Annotated in this window: 13 protein-coding genes; 4 read left to right on the top strand and 9 right to left on the bottom strand. The window is 43.1% G+C overall.

The features are described from left to right. Positions 1-202 precede the first annotated feature (202 nt). The 8 genes from MHN09_RS05015 to MHN09_RS04980 form a co-directional block, all read right to left on the bottom strand. A complete protein-coding gene (locus MHN09_RS05015; RefSeq protein ID WP_239239429.1) occupies positions 203-2,356 on the bottom strand; it encodes a hypothetical protein in 2,154 nt (717 codons plus the stop codon). A gap of 30 nt (positions 2,357-2,386) precedes the next feature. After that, positions 2,387-3,247 carry a hypothetical protein gene (locus MHN09_RS05010; protein ID WP_239219660.1) on the bottom strand — a complete coding sequence of 287 codons (861 nt, stop codon included), beginning with the start codon at positions 3,245-3,247 and terminating at the stop codon, positions 2,387-2,389. Next, positions 3,244-4,605, bottom strand: coding sequence for a hypothetical protein (locus MHN09_RS05005; protein ID WP_239219662.1), 1,362 nt, complete (start codon positions 4,603-4,605; stop codon positions 3,244-3,246). Before MHN09_RS05005 ends, MHN09_RS05010 begins: the two co-directional genes overlap by 4 nt. Positions 4,606-4,607: 2 nt before the next feature. Further along, on the bottom strand, positions 4,608-5,144 hold the full coding sequence (locus MHN09_RS05000) for a hypothetical protein (protein WP_239239427.1): 537 nt from the start codon (positions 5,142-5,144) through the stop codon (positions 4,608-4,610). 351 nt (positions 5,145-5,495) lie between these two features. Then, entirely contained in the window at positions 5,496-6,164 is a 669-nt protein-coding gene (locus tag MHN09_RS04995) for a hypothetical protein (protein WP_239218780.1), read from the bottom strand. 604 nt (positions 6,165-6,768) lie between these two features. Next, complete coding sequence (locus MHN09_RS04990) at positions 6,769-7,647, bottom strand: nuclease-related domain-containing protein (protein WP_239218782.1); 879 nt, start codon at positions 7,645-7,647, stop codon at positions 6,769-6,771. Positions 7,648-7,734: 87 nt separating this feature from the next. Beyond that, positions 7,735-11,028 (bottom strand): DUF3427 domain-containing protein, encoded by a 3,294-nt coding sequence (locus MHN09_RS04985; protein WP_239218784.1) that lies wholly within the window; start codon positions 11,026-11,028, stop codon positions 7,735-7,737. After that, a complete protein-coding gene (locus tag MHN09_RS04980; protein ID WP_239239425.1) occupies positions 11,028-11,642 on the bottom strand; it encodes a class I SAM-dependent methyltransferase in 615 nt (204 codons plus the stop codon). The genes MHN09_RS04985 and MHN09_RS04980 overlap by 1 nt, the downstream gene beginning before the upstream one ends. A 190-nt stretch (positions 11,643-11,832) precedes the next feature. On the opposite strand from MHN09_RS04980, the gene MHN09_RS04975 reads away from it, so the two are divergent. Continuing rightward, a complete protein-coding gene (locus tag MHN09_RS04975; protein WP_239239423.1) occupies positions 11,833-13,926 on the top strand; it encodes a TonB-dependent siderophore receptor in 2,094 nt (697 codons plus the stop codon). Positions 13,927-13,988: 62 nt separating this feature from the next. On the opposite strand, the gene MHN09_RS04970 is transcribed toward MHN09_RS04975, so the two are convergent. Next, entirely contained in the window at positions 13,989-15,209 is a 1,221-nt protein-coding gene (locus MHN09_RS04970; protein ID WP_239239421.1) for an acyl-CoA dehydrogenase family protein, read from the bottom strand. A gap of 213 nt (positions 15,210-15,422) precedes the next feature. Here MHN09_RS04970 and MHN09_RS04965 point away from each other — a divergent pair, with 213 nt between their 5' ends. The 3 genes from MHN09_RS04965 to MHN09_RS04955 all read left to right on the top strand — a co-directional run bounded on the left by MHN09_RS04965 (position 15,423) and on the right by MHN09_RS04955 (position 18,844). Continuing rightward, a complete protein-coding gene (locus tag MHN09_RS04965) occupies positions 15,423-16,346 on the top strand; it encodes a LysR family transcriptional regulator (protein ID WP_239239419.1) in 924 nt (307 codons plus the stop codon). 137 nt (positions 16,347-16,483) lie between these two features. Beyond that, positions 16,484-17,245, top strand: coding sequence for an MBL fold metallo-hydrolase (locus tag MHN09_RS04960; protein ID WP_239239417.1), 762 nt, complete (start codon positions 16,484-16,486; stop codon positions 17,243-17,245). 255 nt (positions 17,246-17,500) lie between these two features. Continuing rightward, positions 17,501-18,844: a YcjX family protein gene (locus MHN09_RS04955; RefSeq protein ID WP_239239415.1), complete on the top strand. Its 1,344-nt coding sequence runs from the start codon at positions 17,501-17,503 to the stop codon at positions 18,842-18,844.

The raw sequence follows: 18,844 nt of genomic DNA, 5'->3' as shown, positions 1-18,844 counted from the left end.
TCAGGTTATCCCTCTTGTCGGCAAAAAGCATGGATAATAAGCTGCTCCCACAGGTCGCGCTAGAGGCATGTAAATGAATAAGTCTGTTTACGTCAAAATCGCTTGGAAATATACCGGCAGTATCCCTTGGTAATCACATCATTACCTCTTATCACTTACCAATTTACGAAACTCAAATCGCCAAGACGAATGAACAAAAATTTCAAAAAGCCTGACTTGCCGAGTTACAGCGCTCTTCAATGATCTTGGCCTTTTTGTTAATAGCATAAAGATGGAGCACATACTGAAGAGCATTTGAAGATTGCGAAGAGTCTGGAGGTATGCCTCCTTTGGTTATCTTTACAGCATCTAACTTCAAGAAGTAAAGCTTGACTTGACCGTCTGGAAATTTGAACCTGTCTCTGACAGTTTTGGCTGAGATGAACCCGTTAACTCCTTCTGACTCTATCCATCTGCTTAAAACTGGGAGCATACCTTCAAGTGGAACAAGCTCAATTAGCCATCGAGCCATACCAACAATTGGAGATAGTGCTATTAAATAGCGTTCAAGTTCATCAGTACTTCGAAAATTGACGTAATTGTGCCCATGTTGTTTGTTTTCGAACAAATAGTTTGCCGCCCAGCGGATCTCCGCAGCCTTGTCTTCAGGCAAGGTCGAAAGCCTTTTGCTTATCGTAAAGCAATCGGTCATTTCTATTGCGCTATTTACCATCGGAGGGGTTAGCTTTTTTGAGCCTGTTGGATAGAGCCTGCTTTGTCCTCGTTTAGTCCAATATTTGTTGTGCTCTTTAATTTTTTTCGCAGCTAAGACGACCGACTCAGCCCATGAGAAGTTTTGAGCAAGTGATGTCGCAATAACACTTATTTCCACTCCTCTATCAAATTTCCGCAGAATTTGGTCACATTCAGAAAGTAAGTGATTTTGATTGTTAATTTCAAATAACTTGTTCACAGATGTTACCTCCTTTTCGCGTGAGCCAACCTTTTGTATGTACTTTAAGTGATGGTCAAGCATACCTTTCATGAAACAATCGGAGATTTCCGTTTTATCGCTTTGGTCGTTAGTTACCATTTTCTTCCATCGGTCCGCTGTTGATGGGCGTACATTTGTCAAATTCGCCCAAAAATTAATGTCGTATTTTGAAACCTCAACATAACCTGCTTCGTGGATAAGTAAGTCAGTAAAATGGCAATACGTTGATAAAGTTGTGTTCGGAGATAAATGACCTGCCAATGCGCTTAATTGGTAAAAGTCGTCTTGAGTGTTACCGTTGAGTAGCACGTCTTTGATTCTGCTCGCATGCTCATGAGAGTAAGGCGTGAGCCTCGTTAATGATTTATCTGAGCCAAACAGGACAATTGTGAGATATGAAATAAGCGAATGCCTTAATTGGTACATGGGGCAGCTGCACGCCATGTAGGCTGAAAGTGCTGAGCTCACTACCTTAAAAATGGCATTAATATTGAAGAGACGGTCAAAGCGGTGATCAGATGAAAACAGCAATCGGTTGAGCGAATTCTGTGTTTCTTGCTTTCTGTTGCTACAATACGCGAGCAACAAGTTTCGTTCGTTCTCCTTAAGCAAGGCCGAAAGAGGGATTTTTCGATAACCTGAATAGCTTTTCACCGAGTAATATTCGTTTGCTCTGACGGTTATGGTAAGAAGGTTTACCGTGTTCAAGTCTGATTGCTTTAGCTTAACCACTTCAAACGGTCTAAGTCCTACTCGTCTCATAAGAATGAGCATAAGATGAAGCTGCTTTATTGTGTGCGGCGATTCATTTGGAAACAGCTTAGGTAGGTCTTCAATGAGTTGCAGGAAAGCGGTTTCGTTAACAGTAGTACTTCGAACATGCGCTTGCTGCCGACCAGATGTTTCCATATTTTCGGGAAGCGGTAAGGAATAGGAAGAATTGATAAAAATGAAAAATTTGTTGAGGTCATCTATGGCGCGCTGATCTCTTTTCTCTCGTAAGTTAACGAGTTCGGAATAGACCTCTGACATTGCCCCTTCATCGTGAGAAATTAAATCGCATTGTCTTGTAACTTGAAGCCATGCTCGACCGATGTTTGATATAAATCGTAGAGCTGTAGATGGTGCTTTCCAGCTCCCTTGGTTAAATTCACTGAGTATGAAATCAGCCAGAATTACTTCAGGAGAAATGTCACTATCCAGTTTGATTATCAATTGTTTTAGCGACTTTTTTACGTCTACCGCATTTCGCTTTCTTCCATATTCATCTGTTTTTCGAGTTGATTGACGCAGTTCTGCCAAAAAAATTTTTTCATAATAAGAGTTATGCTCTGTGGACTGCTTTTCACGTGAAGAAGTTAATACGCCACTACTTTCGGACATTTCTATGAACATTGGGCGGGACGCAATAATTTAAGACATAGCAGAATGATCGGAGCAGCTCGTTATTTTACCTCGTATGGTTGCGCCCAGAAAAGCAGGGCAGCTGTGTGTATGAAGCCGTTCAAACACAAGAGAAAGGCCGTGAAGCCACGAATCGCTTTTGAAAACGTTAACCGATGCATCAGGTAGCGTTCGATTTAAAAGGTCTTCGATATAACAGAATGCGTTTTTCTGCAATGGCAATATGCTTTTGCCGCACTTTAAAACGCCAACAAGTGCTGCAAAAGAAATTGGGTCTGGATACCAACTTCGACTTGTAAATCTATTTTCGTCAATTACGTAATTCGTTGGATGCGCTTCAGAATTAAAGATAAGATGAACAGACAGATAACCATGGTGATAGGTTATAAATTTGTTCTTATCTTCCAATTTTGCGGCAAGGGCATCTAACATCTCATGATTGCAGAGTCCGCCATGAACTGTGGACAAAAAAAACAACCACTGTAATCTGAGCTCTGAAGCTGGAACATAGGTAGTTTCAATTTCATGCAGAACTAAGTGGTAAGCTTTTATCAGAAGCTTGAAACATGCCTCCGCACTGCTGTCAAATGTAGTTTGCCTTTGAGGTTTAGTTCTAAATGGTCGACCAATCAGTCTCTCATGGAGAACCGACTTAAGGATTGTAGTCCTTTTTGATTTGCCCATTCTGCAATCAATTTCATCGAATAGCTTTCTCAACTCCTCAGTTTTATTCTCATGTGTAGCATCTTTCCAATAGTCTCGCTTGGTCAAATCCGCTATCAATTGATCGGCACAATACTCAGCCTGTCTTTTAATTGGCGTTCCAGTCGTCAGCTTGTATTCTTCGATAGCGGAATATTGTGTAATCATTGAAACACCTGGTTAACACGTATTAACGGAACTGAGAATTCATGTACAACCATCTCTATTTCATCTCGGACCTCATAGAGCCATTCAAATGAAGCGCAAGAAAAACGCGAAAATGAGTGTTCAAGCGGACGGTGATGCCCCATGTAAGCAGCAATTTTGTGGCGGCAAACTCCTCTATTTACCAACTCGGTTGCTAAAGTATGGCGGTGCCAGTTCAAAGGTAGAGGAAGATCGTCTCTGAACAAATTCTTTAGGTATGACTCTGTTACAGGTGAAAAATCTTTACCACGCCAACTGTGAAAAAGTGGCTTTTTGCTGCGTAAAATCGCCTGTATGCCCTCTGCTATTTCAGGAGAGCGTAGTGCAATCTTAGAAGCGAGTAGAGTAAGAAACTGAACATACTCAGAAACAACAGTTTTTCCCAGTTTTCCGAGTGGTATTATTCGGGTTGAGCTTGGCCCCTTATCAGTAATCTGAAGGTACTCATAATCATCTGTAAAGCGATCGAGCTTTTTAAATGGTGACTCGCACGGTCGATGAAGCGTTAGCAATTGGAGGAGTTGCAAGATGTAAGCTGAATACCAAGTAAAGAGTGCTTGCGGACGATTGAACTCAATACTATCTTCCAGCTGCTCTGTAATGAATGAGAAAGCTTTTTTTACACCTTTTGCATTCAAAGCCCATTTTGAGCCGAACCTACCTGAAACCTCGAGTAAGCCGACTTTTTCAGGAGTCTGGCAAATCCAAGCAACGTATTTAGCGTGCTTTTCTCTGATTGATTTCGTTTGAAAATTCACATAATAATGTTGCATGTGAACGTCTTTATCAGTGGACTGGATAAAGTCCATTTCAAATGAATTAAGGTCGAAACGCTTACCTTCAAATCGAATTACGTTTTCCAAACGCCGCAACGTAATCTTTTCATGAGGAGGGGATAGCTCAGAAAGTAATTGCTTCAAGCCCTTCTCAATTTCAGCAAAAGCTGGTCTGGAATCCCTGATTTCTTCAAGCTGCCTTGCAAAGGGAGCTGGGATAATAATAAATGCATTTTTAGAACTGTGATGAAACGAATCGCGCCAACCCAACGGAACTACGGTTGACTGAAATAACCATGTCGAACCCAAGAGTCCATTTCCCGTCGGATCCAATCTGAGATGCACTGTATCACTCAATAAAAGTTGAAGGCTTCGTCCGCTCAGCAGAATGCACATCCCCATACATGCAAGACTATTGTGGGCATTGGCTACAAAGTACCGGGCAACAGATCTAATACTATCTTCATCAATCCTGGTCGGCTGGGAAGTCAGTTTTTTTATATTCCGTCTGGCGTGTTCTACACCGTAACGCTTCTTAGTCATATTCATGTGCCTTGAGAATCCGATAAGCTGGTATATAACGAGCCGTTGCGCTTCTTCAGGTGTCTCCGGATGGTATTTCTATCCGCGCCAAGTAACTTTGTAACTTTGGCTGTCGGGGAGGTGATAGTGGGCAGTTCTAATAAACCATCTTGTAAGTGAGGTGGGCAGTTAAGAGCAAAAGCATAAGCCGCACTCAAAACCGATGAATATTCAGTGCTAGTCAGCAACTTGAATAAGATGTATTCCCAAGATAATTCTGTAATAAGACTGTCAGCTACATCGTCAACGGAGAGTAAATGGATTTTCGCATCGCGAGGGCAAGTTTCTATATATGACCAGCCTGAGAACAGTGCAAAACGGCCTTGTGGTAACTTGGTTGCATAAGGTAGTTCTTGGAAAGCGGTCGTCATTCTGGAATAGAATTTTCGCGAACCGATATAGCGACAAATGGCTAAACAATCATACGCACCCAAAGCAAGATCGTGTATCTGAAGCTTGCTGACACTGACACGCTTTACAGCCCCGACAATTCCATTCATAAGTGACTCTCCAACAGCGTAATAAACACTATTGTAAGGAGTTTTAACTCAAGAAAGCCGGACTGAAGAGAAGCATAACTTCACTTTCTTTTTTGCTCAGAAGAAACTAGGTATTTTTAAGGGGTTTTTTATCTTAATTTGGGTAAAAAAGTTTTGAAAACGTCTTGGTCTTAGAAGGTATATGACTTTTGCCTTCTCGCTTCGTCGCCTTGAATGTGATGAAAAATAATGTGTCATTTTTTCGTCTGAAGATAATAGTGCCCTTCGCAGTGCGTTAAATGTTTATGCAAATTTGTCCCTTGAGTAAAGGTGGATGGAGGCGCTTTGTTAGAATTTAACGGGCTGTTCAATTCAAGGCGGTAGACCAACTTTTGCACGAACCATAGCTTCCAGGTCGAAGAGCGATGCATCAGGCATACATGGATATGTTTTAGCTTTTGAGCATAACAAAGCTAACTGTTCTTCTATTGTCTCGTAGTCTCTCTTAAAATCAAGATTAATGCCAAATGGAGCTTGCGTGATAATTTTTTGTACACGAGAATCAAGAGGTATGGTCCAAACTGAGTAACCTCGATATTGCCAAAAATTTCTACTTTGCTTCGGGCCAATCCCTCGTATATCAGTTAATAATTTTGCTGCAGAACGTTCGATTTTCAATCGCTCCTCTCTCTGATCAACGTCTACAGATAAAATTTTACGTTGGTACAACTTAATCCTATGCCAGTTTGTCTCGTCAGAAAGCCATTCAAAAGCTTCGAGTAAAAATTGTACTTTTTTGCGATTATCAGTGAAGCCCTGAACGTACTTCGCAATATTAGTTTCGTTTGAACAAACCTCGCTCCACTTAAGGTATGGTGAGCCTAAAGCAATTTTAGTTCTATTATTACCGCCAGTTGACCTTTGCCGAGTCGATAAAATTGAGACCATTAAACCTTGCCAAGCCCCATCAATATTTTTTCTTCTCTTTCTTCCTTCAGTATTTCTCAAATAGCGGGTCTTGAAGAAGGAGTTATCTGGCAAAGAATGCCCCATCTTTTGTAGTTCTTAACAACTCTTACTGAATCTTTCATTTGATAATTGCACCCTAATAGAAAATTGTACACAAACATTTTGTCACTTCGGAAAAATACATCTTTCACATACTACTGCACGGATAAAAATTTAATTTATATGAGTCCTTCAGACGACGGGACTAAAGCCAAGCTCACCGTTAGTTTGAAAAGTTAATCAAGCAAACTGTTGCCGGCGTAGACTTTGAGTACAGACTAAAAAAGCAGATCGAAGGATGAAGCTTTCTGAGCCAAAAATAAAACTTAACAAGCATGAAAACTACTCTAAATAAGTTGTTCGGAAACATCCCGCGAACGGTTCGGGTGGTCGATATATGTTCAATTTGAACATATATTTTGGACGACTTGTTGTGACTTGACCGTGACCACCGGGGTTAATTGTTGTAAATTGAACTCAGGCTTAATGGGGGTTAAGTTATTGATTAATTGTGTGAAGTCTGTTTTCGCCGGTTATCCCCGAACTATGCCGTTTGGCGTTAATGCTCTCCGGAGGCAAAGGTCATAGGCTCAAGTTTGTAGCAAGTATCTCTAGAGGTAAAATGACCAGTTACGTATCAAAATAGATCCGACCCTCGCATTGTTAAAGCTTCAAGTTGATGGTTAATACGATCTAGAGATGAATTGTCTAATACGGTTTTTTTAGACAAAGCATAGTGTTTGGTTAATGAGTTATGATTCATAATTGGAATAACAGGCTTTTGTTTATATTCTATGAACCAGCCAGGAATAACTACTACGGGACTAGCTACCACACTCATACCGGTGCTTTGAGTTAACTGCTTACTTAGCCAATCTGCTTGTCGCTTTGCTTGCTCAACCGTCGACGTATCTGTGTAATGTGGGAACTGAATTTTTTCGCCCTCTACGGTTAGTTTGTGAGAACTCTTAGAGTTTTTTACGTTTGGTTTCCGCCTTCCTTTAGTTTCGATAGCTAACACACCTCCAGGGAACGTTAGTACATGGTCAATATTGAAATTAGGTGCCTGTACGTCGTGAAAAACTCGTACTCTATTGTCTGATATTTTCGACAAAGCGAATGAAACTGCCCACTCGGCTTCTATTCCTAATCTGGCGATTCTAATTTTACTGAAGGCTCTTAATGCTTTGGACAGCGAATAAATAGCGGCTGCAAAAAAGATAATGCCGTATATCAACCAGTTCTTTGATACGTCCACGAAACCTAGCAGCTCAGCAATTGTTGGTAATGAAAAAGGCAGTTGGAAATATAAGGTTGAGAGTAGTGCATATACCAACATGTCTAGCGAAGAGTCTCTATGCTGCTGCAACAATGTAAAGGCAGGGATTCGTGCCGTACGTGCATAGTCAAAAGGTATACGTGATTTTTTATCTGTAATCTTGTTGTAGCAAGCGGCGAAAAGTATCACTAACGCGAAGGGGAAAAGAGATATCGTCATTACGAAAAATATTTCCATGTACAGTCCTTGTTTCAAAGTACTTTAAAATTTTAAGTTGAAATGATGAGTCCGCGAACCTTTGCATTTACCTAGATTATTCACAATTCAACTCAATAACTCCCAAGTCACATTCATCGGTTTTTCACTCTCATGACTTATATATTTCACCTCGCCATAGAACATAAAAGGTGAGGCTGTTCTCCCTCTCAATTTACTCTCTCGAACGAAAAGATAAACGCGGCTACCCAATTTCTGATGTTGAATTATTTCTCTGCCACGCTTATTACTTGGTGAAGTGCTGTTTTGCGACTGCCAATGAAAATGTTTATCGTCAATAAAGTAATCATGGTATTGATGTTCGCTGCCTTTCCCTTGTTTGTTTAGGGTAACCAACAAAATTTGAACACTCTTTTCTTTGAGTACGACATGACCCGATTGCCAATTTCCAGGGTTAAAATCTTCATTAAACAGTGGTGGGATCTCTTCACGCATTAGTTCTTGACCTACAAAAAGCTCAAGCGGGTCGACTTTTCCTTTTAGACGCGCGAAAGTCACCATTTCTTCACTTGCCATGAGATCATCATAATCTGGATTAGCTGCTCTCAATATATAAGAGCCATCTGGATTTTTGAGTACTTTTCTCAGCAAGTACTGATTGTCGCCAGTTTCATCCTGCCTTTCGATGGCGACTATTGTATTGCTAATACTACCAGCATTATTTGGTGTAATTTGCTCTAAAAGCAGGTAGTCACCATCATAAATAGGGTTCTTACCGCCGTTCATGGAATTACCAGATGCACGAGCGATGAAATGTCGAGAGTTGTCTATATTTCCATAGCCATATGGTGCATTTACAAGTTCGGACGCCTCCGCGTTGCCCGTTTTGAAATGCCCGCAAGCTATTTTGATGTCAGGGAAAAAGGGAAGCTGCACTTTCTCGTGAAACTGAACGATATTATTGGAAGAAGGGGCCGTTATAGCTAACTTCTTATGTCTGTATTTGGCAAGACGTTGGTTATTAATCTCAACGGTCATTGCTAAAAACAAATCATGTTGAATTGCTGTGATACTTTGTTTGAAATGAAATTGCTGATTGCTAATGTTAAACCATGAAACCTTCGATTCAGGCTCTTCAGTACACCAAAACTTAATCGGATTACTGCGCCAATGGGCTCGCCATTCTGATTTATTTAACGACGCCAATTGTTGTTTGCTTCCCGGTAAATCTAAAATCCATTCTGGGTTATCTAAAAACCACTGTCGTGCCCACTCTGCTAAATCATCAACACTTACCTGAGATTGAAAAGCTTTATGCTCAATTAACGTGGCGATTAATACTAACTTGTAGCACTTCGAAGTACGAGTAACAGCTAGATCTTTAAACCACTGTAGGTGCTCTTCAAGCACTTCCAGTTCGTCAGCTTTGAGGTCGCCCTTGCTATCAACAAACTCCCACCATGATCCCCTATTTCGTCTAAGCTTTTCTAAGCTCGCGCCTGACTGATAGAGCTCTGTATAAGTAGGCCTTCTACCTAAGGTTTCTTTTAACTTATCGTATTGGATATCAAGCTCGTCTTCAGATAGGCTTGTTAGGAAATCGATAAATTCTAAGTCAAAGTTTACGTAACAACCGGCTGGAAGTAGTTTATTGGCATTTTTTGCAAGGTCGACCATTTTTTTACGGCCTTGCGAGCCATCTATAATGCTAGCTAATAACATTTCTGGGCGGTTTAAAAAGCTATGGTGATTACCCACAAAGTCTAAAATAATAAGCCTATCCTTTCCTTCGCTTTTACGAAGGCCGCGCCCCATTTGCTGTAGAAAAAGTATCTTCGATTCAGTAGGCCTGAGCATTAATACGGTATCTATCTTCGGTAAATCGACGCCTTCATTGAATAGGTCTACCGAAAATAATATTTTAATTTTACCGTTGTTAAGTTTCTCTAAGGCTTCGCTGCGCGTAAGTGAAGAGTCCGAGTGAACACTCGCTGCTGCTACACCTTGTTGATTAAAGTAATCTGCCATGTAATCGGCGTGTTTGCGCGATACGCAAAAAGCCAGTGATACATCTTGAGACTTTGACTTCCACTCAGTGAAAACATGTTTTGCGCGGCCTTTGGTCGCTAATTTATTAGATAGCTTTTCGGGGTCGAATTTACCATTGCGCCAGGGCAGGTGCTCGTAATCTACTTCTTTGTCGAAAATACCGAAATAAGAAAAAGGGCATAGCACATCTGCTTTTACGCCATCGAACAGGTCTTGCTGGTAAATAAGATTGTTGTCACATAGTTCGAGGATATCGCTACCGTCAGTCCTATTCGGTGTTGCGGTTAAACCTAACAAAAATGACGGCGTGAAATGCTCTAATAATCGTTGATAACCACCCGCAGCGGCATGATGAAACTCATCCACAACGATATAATCAAAAGCAACAGCTGGAAACTTAGCTAGATGAGACGACTGTCCAATTGTTTGGATAGAGGCAAATAGAAAGTCATATTCTTCATCCTTTTGCCCTCCACTGTATCGACCTACCTTTTTGTTTGGGTGTATCTTAAGAAAGCTAGCCTCTGCTTGAAGTAATATCTCTTCTCGATGTGCTACAAAAAGTACTTTTTTTGCATTTATCTGCGCAACATCAAAAGCCGCTAAGTATGTTTTACCCATACCTGTTGCTAGTACCACTAGACCTTTCTGAATCCCTCCTTCTCGAGCCTGCTCTAGTGCTGCTAGTGCTGTTACTTGGTGCACTCTTGGCTCCGGAATTTCATGCTCTTTTTCATCTGGTAAAGATGCAGCAGAGTGAGTTGGTGTAACAACTCTTGCAGTGTTGTACCTAATTTCGTAATCAGCTATTAGGTCATAAGTTAATGGCTTAACTTGAGGCAAAGTGAAGAGGTAGCGATACTGCTCTCGAATTTCCTCAATTCTAGCTATCGCTTCTCTATCGTTGTCGTTTGGATAGTCAATTCGGTAGTTCCACTCAATACCGTCGGTAAGTGCAGTTTTACTGATGTTGCTAGAGCCAACAAACGCTCTGGCTGAGGTTAACGTTTTGCCACTATTTTTGACAAAAATATATGACTTTAAATGAAAGCTGGTGGCTTGCTTACTTTCAAAGATTTGAATTTCAGCACCTCGTTCCTTAAGCAACATTAAACGCTTCAAGGCTTGTGGTTCAGTTATGTTCATATAGTCTGAAGTCAGCAATGACAACTTTACATTGCGCTCTTCCGAATTCATCGCATCTTCAATGTCTTGAATGATAAGGCTTAGGCCCGACATACGAATAAACGAAACTGCGATTTCTATACTTGTCGCATTTTTTAGGGCGTCGCGAATTTCATGTAGAAGGTACTGCTTGTTTCTACCGGTAACCAGATAATTTGAGGCAGTCATTATCCCCTCACCACTTCAACCGTAACCCACTTTACATCATCACGCTGCAAGCCATCTTGGCTTGGAACAGGGTTTAAATTGCGTGCAGTTAGTCCGTTGCTTTGCGCTAAAGTCGCCAATTCCTCATAACTGACAGGGTGCATGGGCCTTGCATCATCATTGGGGCCGAAACGAAGGCTTATATACATGATTCCATTTTCTGAAAGTAAATCAGCTAAACGGTTTAACGCGAGTGGCCTTTCAGATTCTGGTAAATGCATCCAAACAGCAGAAAGCAGTATTAGGTCGTATGTTTTTGGCGCTTGGGGTAGGGCGGTAAGCGCAGGTAAGCTGGCGCTACACCATGTAACACTGTTATGTGAATTGGCTTGCGCTAGCTTTCTTAGCTCATTTGCAGGCTCTACAGCTATTACTTTCCATCCTTTTTCGGCTAACCAATTTGCATCGCGGCCACTGCCAGCGCCTACGTCTAACGCAAAGCCTGCTTCAGCTTGCTGTAAAGATGCTTTCCAATCAGTGTGCACACTTTCTGCATCAACCGAATTGTATAAGTCGAAGTAATGCTGCGCTTTTTCGCTGTAATGCTTAATGGTGTTTTTTGTACTGCTAGTCAAAATGTCGATGCCTCCCTGATCTGAGGTACAGATTATCGCATTCCCACAAACGCAGCCACCTTACCATTTTGTAAAATCTCTTTTTAGAAACTTAAATAGCAATAATTATCATTTAAATTAGCTTTAATTTATCTTATACTCCCCCGCCGTAAAGTTCTTAACCCTTCATAACCAAATAACAGAGAAAACCATGAAACTAAGCAGTTTATTTGCACTAACGCCTATCGCGTTTGCTTTGTCGGTAAATGCGCAAACAACTCATAGCGATACAGTAGAAGTTAAAGAAGCAGACGTAGAAAAAATTCGTATTGTAGGTGTTCGCCAAAACCGAGTTAGCCGCGGTGCAACTGGCTTAACCATGGAAATCAGTGAAACGCCTCAGTCTATCAGTATTCTTTCTGAAGACCTTATGCAGTCGTTCGGTGCGTTCAATATTAACGACGCACTAAAGCTAGCACCAGGTATTAACGTAGAAGAGTGGGAAACTAACCGTACTAACTACACCGCACGTGGTTTTGAAATTAAAAACACCCAAATTGATGGTGTAGGCCTGCCTAACGACTGGGGTATTGTCACCGGTTCGGTTGAAGCTTACGGCTACGAAGAAATTGAAGTTATTCGTGGTGCGAACGGCCTGCTTACTGGTGTAGGTAACGCGTCAGGCACCATCAACTATGTGCGCAAGCGTCCTACTAACGAAGAAGGCGGCGAAGTGGGTGCAAGCATTGGCTCTTACAACTTCAAGCGCGTTCAGGGCGATTACTCTATGCTGCTTACAGAAGACGGCAGCTGGGCGGCGCGCGTAGTAGGTAGCTTTGAAGATAAAGAGTCTCACCTAGATGGTTTAGAAAACGATCGCGGCTTTGTATACGGCGTTATTGATGGACAGCTAACTGATAACGCAACGATAACCTTCGGTTTGTCATACCAAGACGCCAATACCGACGGCAACACGTGGGGCGGGCTAGTATTTAACTATACCGACGGTACGCAAGCTGAGTGGGATATTAATGACACCACTACGCAAGAATGGACTAAGTGGGATACTGAAACCACTAACGCCTTTGTTGAACTAGACTATGAGTTCGACAACGATTGGCAATTGCTACTTAGCTATAACTTCCGTGGATACGAAGATGAAAGTAAGCTGTTTTATGCTTACGGTGCCATTGATAAAGAGACTGGCCTTGGTTTAGTTGGCTGGCCAGGTCGTTACGATTCTGAAATTGACTCTCACCTGTTAGAAGGCCGTGTATTCGGTGATTTCGAGCTGTTTGGTCGCAGCCATGAAGTTAACTTTGGTGTAAGTCACGCTACTAGCGACGACGTGTCTTTTGTTCATGCGTTTGACTACGCTACTACTCCTGCATACGGCCCAACACCAGCATTCCCGTACGGCTTGGATGCGATTGCTGAGCCTGAGTGGTTAGGCGTGTCTGAGTACTCAAATATTGAGCAAACACTAACGCGTTACTTCGGCTCTGCTCGATTCAGCGTAACAGACGCAATGCACATCATCGCTGGTTTTAACGCGATCGACTTCGAGCGTACTGGCCAAAACGCGGGCGCGGTTATCGATAACTCAGAAAGCGAAGCCAGCCCTTATGTTGGTGCGACTTACGCGGTAACAGAAGATGTTAATGCTTATGTGAGCTACTCTGACGTGTACCAGCCACAAGAACAGTATGACGTAAACGGCCAATACCTTGACCCAACTAAGGGTAAGAACTTTGAAGCGGGCTTCAAGGCACAGTGGTTCGACGACAGACTACTAACAACTTTCGCTTACTTCACCGCTGAACAAGATAACTTGGCAGCATATGCAGGTACTAACCCTGAAACTCTTCAGTACTACTACAAAGGCGTATCGGTAGAGTCTGACGGTTTTGAAATTGAGCTAGCGGGCCAGTTAACTGATGATCTGCGCATTAACGCGTCTTACACCAACATTGATGTAGAAGACGAGCAAGGTAACGACGCTAACCTATGGGCACCACGTGATGTAGTGACGTTCCAACTAGGTTACACCGTACCGCAAGCGCCAGAAATTGAAGTAGGTTTTGGCGGTAGATGGCAGTCTGAAATCAGCAACGTTGACTACAATGTTAAGCAGGGCGCATACTTCCTAGGTAACGTTTATGCTTCTCACGCGTTTACTGAAGATTTCACTGTTCGCATGAACATCAACAATATCTTCGACAAGAAGTACATTAACAGCCTACATACGGTTGGTTACTACGGTGCGGGAATCAACGCTCAGTTGAGTGCATCATATACGTTCTAATATGAACCAAAACATGAATAATAAAAATGCGGCTTCGGCCGCATTTTTCTTTTCAATTATGACTACTGATATTTCTTAAGCTCTAGTCGTGACACCATGCCTTTATGCACTTCGTCAGGGCCATCAGCTAAGCGAAGGGCTCTTGCACCAGCGGCAAATCGCGCTAGTGGGAAGTCGCTACACATACCCGCACCGCCGTGAATTTGTAGTGCCATATCTACCACGCTTTGTAGCATATTCGGCACCACCACTTTAATGGCTGAGATTTCGGTCATAGCGTGCTTTACACCTAAGTTGTCAATTTTCCAAGCGGCGTGGAGCGTGAGCAAGCGCGCTTGCTCAATAGCCATGCGAGCATCGGCTACGCGTTCTAAGTTGCCACCTAAGCGTATGATTGGTTTACCAAACGCAACCCGTTCGTGACCGCGTTTAAGTGCAAGCTCTAGCGCTTTTTCTGCCATGCCGATAGCGCGCATGCAGTGGTGAATACGGCCTGGGCCCAAACGCCCTTGTGCAATAGCAAAGCCTTTGCCTAAACCCATAATTAAGTTGTCTTTGCTCACGCGCACATTATCGAAATGCATCTCTCCGTGGCCGTAAGGCGCATCGTAATCGCCGTAGGCATCCAGCATGCGCTTAATGGTAATTCCCGGTGTATCAAGCGGCACTACGACCATACTGTGGCGACTGTGCTTGTCGTTATCGGGGTTAGATAAGCCCATGAATATAGTTATAGCAGCGTTAGGATGGCCTAACCCTGTCGACCACCACTTTTTACCGTTAATGACTACGTCATCGCCATCTTCAATAATGGTTGCGGCCATATTGGTGGCGTCAGATGATGCAACATCAGGCTCTGTCATACCAAACACTGAGCGTATTTCACCTGCAAGCAATGGTTTAAGCCATTTCTCCTTTTGGGCGTCGTTGCCGAAGTGATACAGCACTTCCATATTGCCGGTATCAGGCGCATTACAGTTAAAAATCTCTGGTGCAAAGAGGTATTTCCCCATGCGCTCTGCCATAGGTGCATATTCAAGCGTGGTAAGACCCTGGCCTAGCTCGGCATCGGGCAAAAACAGGTTGGCTAACCCTGCTTCACGCGCTTTTGCTTTAAGCGCTTCAGTACCAGGGTGCAGCTTCCAGGCTTTCCAGTCGCCGTGATTATTTTCTTTATGGTGAAAGTCGTAAACTTCATCTTCAATTGGCGCTATATGCTCGGCTATAAAATTATCGAGCTTCTCTAGTAAGGCTTTGGTTTTGTCGTTATGTGAAAAATCCATAGGGCACCTTTTAACATTCATTGAATTTGTACTAATTAAATATAGAGAGTAATTGCTTCGCATCTCGCATTTGGGTCGCCGCAAGTTAAAATGTAGGGGCTGTCTCTAAAGCGTGCGATAACGGTTCGTTAAACGCATAGTAAAGAAAGTTGTTAAGTGAATGAAATGAAATATAATCCTTAAATAGTGTGAATTTCATTCATGGTGGTGGCAATGTTCGAAAACAGACAATTCGAGAAGTTGGATCTAAACCTGCTCAAGGTTTTTGAAGCGCTTTGGCAGCATAGGAATATGACCCGCGTAGCTGAAGCGCTTCACATTACGCCATCGGCCGTTAGCCATGCCATGCGCAGGTTCAGGGATATTTTGGGCGACCCACTTTTTGTTAAAGAAAAACAAAGCATGTTGCCTACTGCGGCCTGCGAACGGTTAGCGCCCGCTATTCTAAAAGCCCTAAGCGATATCCGAAACGCATTAGGGGAGTTTACCGACTTCGATCCGTTACACAGCCATCAGCGCTTTGTTATTGCCATGCAAGAGTCTCTAGAATTAGGCGTTTTACCTGTTCTGCTTTCAACCCTTGAAAAACAAGCTCCTAATGTCGAAATAGTAAGCACTCGCTTACATCGAGATACAATGCTGGCAGACTTAACAAATCGAAACCTCCACCTTGTCATTGATATTGGTCGCGCTGTTGCCGCGCCCATCTCTCACTCACTATTGCGCCGCGACACCTACAAGGTGCTTATGAATAAGCAAAACCCGCTGGCACAAAATATAGATAAGAAAAAGTATGTGGCGGCACGCCATATAACGGTGTCGAATCGAGCAAAAGGGGCGTCGGTAGAAGAAATTGCGCTGCAGCAACTAGGTATAAGCCGTCCTTCATTATGGCGTTGCCAAAACTATCGCGCCGCGGCAGATGTGGTGGCTAGCACTAACGCTTTGTTAACTTTGCCAGGCTCTGTGGCCGATGCGGTAAGCGATGATAACCTGATTAGCACCAAACTGCCGTATCAGCTTCCCGCGTTGGAAACTCACCTATACTGGCATAGCCAGCAGGAAGGCGAGCCCGGGCTAATGTGGTTACGCAATTTAATGCTACACTTGTTCGCTGAATCTGGTCTTACCAGGTAGGTTCTGATAGGATTCAGCGCTATAGACATTATCACGCAGCTCACACTTTACCAGCGCTTAGCGGGGTTCAGTGCTAGCGTACATGAGGTATGTCAGATACCACGGTTGGCGCGTGTTTTGGTGAAAAGGAAGCAGTAATGAATATTCACACACTTGCAGGCTACATACAGCATATTTATCTTGTTGAAGACAGCAAGGGGTTGCTGTTGCTTGATGGCTGTAGCCGCGCCGATGTAGACAACGTGTGTCGATACATTACGCAAACCTTAGGTCGTCCGTTAAGTGACTTAAAGCTGATTGTGGTTACACATATGCATCCAGATCACGCCGGAGGCGCCATTAAACTACGTGAACGTACTGGTGCGCATGTGGCATCTCATCCCAAAGCCATTAATTGGTATGCTGGGTTTGCTGGGCGTACTGCTCACGGCATAGATTTGTTGCTAACCTGGTGGGTGGCCAATCGTATTGGCAAGCCAAGAATGCCTATTTGGTACAATCCAATACTAGCGCCAGATATGACGCTTGCCGACAATCAGTTACTGCCTGGTTTTCCTGATTGGCAGGTTATGTACACGCCGGGCCATACCGACCACGATTTAACGCTTAAACACATTCCAACGCAGCAGGCCTACATTGCCGATGTATTGGTACAGGTGAAAGGTGAGCTGGTACCGCCATATCCGTTGTGTCACCCAAACCAATATCGCGAAAGCTTAAAGAAGCTGGCCCAGTCACATATTGATACATTCTTTTGTGCTCACGTTCCGCCCACCAAAAAGTCAGATATCGATTTTGAACACGTTATTGAAAACGCGCCGCGCAAACCTAAGAATCACTGGCATTCCAGTAAAAATCGCATAAAGAAAAAGCTATTCAATAAGACTCGCGAGCATTAGTTTATTAGCTGTCGCTAACGTTACTTATTTACGAAGCGGCGTGTTTAGCTGGCACTGCCCTTGCTTTTCTCCCTTAATAACCACATTAATCCTATAGGCATATCTATAATAACGAGAGGGCAATAATGTATAGGCCACACTCTCTGGATATTATTTTTAAAGGTTTAGGTTTAAGGGAATAGGAACTGCAAAAGGCAGAATACAAACAAAATAATGCAAAAAAATATCGCTACGCTTTTTGACAAGACTCGGGCAATGGCGTCGCTAACTGGCGACAAACTTAGCAGTGTGTTTAACAAAGAAACCCACCGATTCACCATTACCGGGCTAAGTCGAAGCGGTAAATCTATGCTGTTCACCAGCCTTATCACTATGCTGAAAAGCCGTAGTGAAGAGGGCTATGCGTGTTTGCCTTTGCTACGTTATTTGCCGCCATCCCAAGTGCTTGATATGCGCATAGAGCCTATTGAAGGCTACAAACCGTTCCCGCATATACAGAACATTGCTGATCTTGAAAACGGCCAATGGCCTAAAGCCACCGAAGAAGCATTCGGTTTTAAGCTGGTGGTGCGTTTAAAAGAAACCGCGTCATTGAAGCGTCATGTACTGCCTCATAGCGATGTGGTGTTTGAGTTTATCGATTACCCTGGAGAATGGGTGACCGACATTCCCATGCTAAGTAAAACCTATGCTCATTGGTCAGACTCTGCGTGGGCTCAGCTTAGCAGTGGGCCGCAGCAGTATTTTGCCAACCAGTGGAAAGCGTTTGTTAATCAGTTTGATTTTGAGCAAGAGCCAACCGAACAGCGCATTCAGTTGCTGGTTAATGCCTATCGCGATTATTTGGTAGAAGCGAAGGCCAACGGCATATCTCTTCTTCAGCCGGGCAGTTTTTTATTGGAATCGAGCGACTTCGATTGGCAGGCCTTTGGTTTTACGCCGCTTCCGTCTAGCATCACCAGCGATGTATCACATCCTTGGTTTAAGATATTCGACAAACACTTTGCTAAATTCCAAAGTGGGTGGTTAACGCCGCTGAAGCAGTCCATTTTCAAAGAAACCGACAAGCAGATAATTCTTGTCGATTTGTTTGAAGGGCTTAACTACAGCAGACAGCATTTGTATCAGTTAAAAGAAACTCTGAGTCATTTGGCCGACACCTTTGTGTACGGGCAAAGCACGTGGTTTTCACGCAATGTGCTGAAAAAAGAACAAATAGGCAGAGTGGCGTTTGTGGCCACTAAGTCTGATTTAGTGCCTGTAAGTCAGCGCGCTAACTTACTTAATTTACTTACCCAAATTACCGAAGGGGCGAGAGCACGGTTTGACGGTAAACCCATACAATTCGAGCATTTTTTAGTGTCTAGCATGCAAGTAACCGATGAAGGTAGTAATGATGATGCTATTCGTTACAAAGACACTGATGGCCGCTATGTAGAATCTACGTTCGAACCTATTCCCAGCACTCTGAAAGAGATGGAAGAGGGTAGCCACTTTCCAGTACCTGATGTGAGTGTACCTAGCGATTTTAAGGCGCGTATTTTAGCAGGTAAGGGCGTAGATAGATTGCTTCAGTTTTTACTGGGCAAAGGAGAGTAA

Origin of the sequence: Alteromonas sp. MmMcT2-5 (assembly GCF_022348315.1) — a bacterium.
Taxonomy (GTDB): Bacteria; Pseudomonadota; Gammaproteobacteria; order Enterobacterales; family Alteromonadaceae; genus Alteromonas; species Alteromonas macleodii.
Note: the sequence above shows the minus strand (reverse complement) of the source record. Positions and strands in the feature narration are given on the sequence as shown.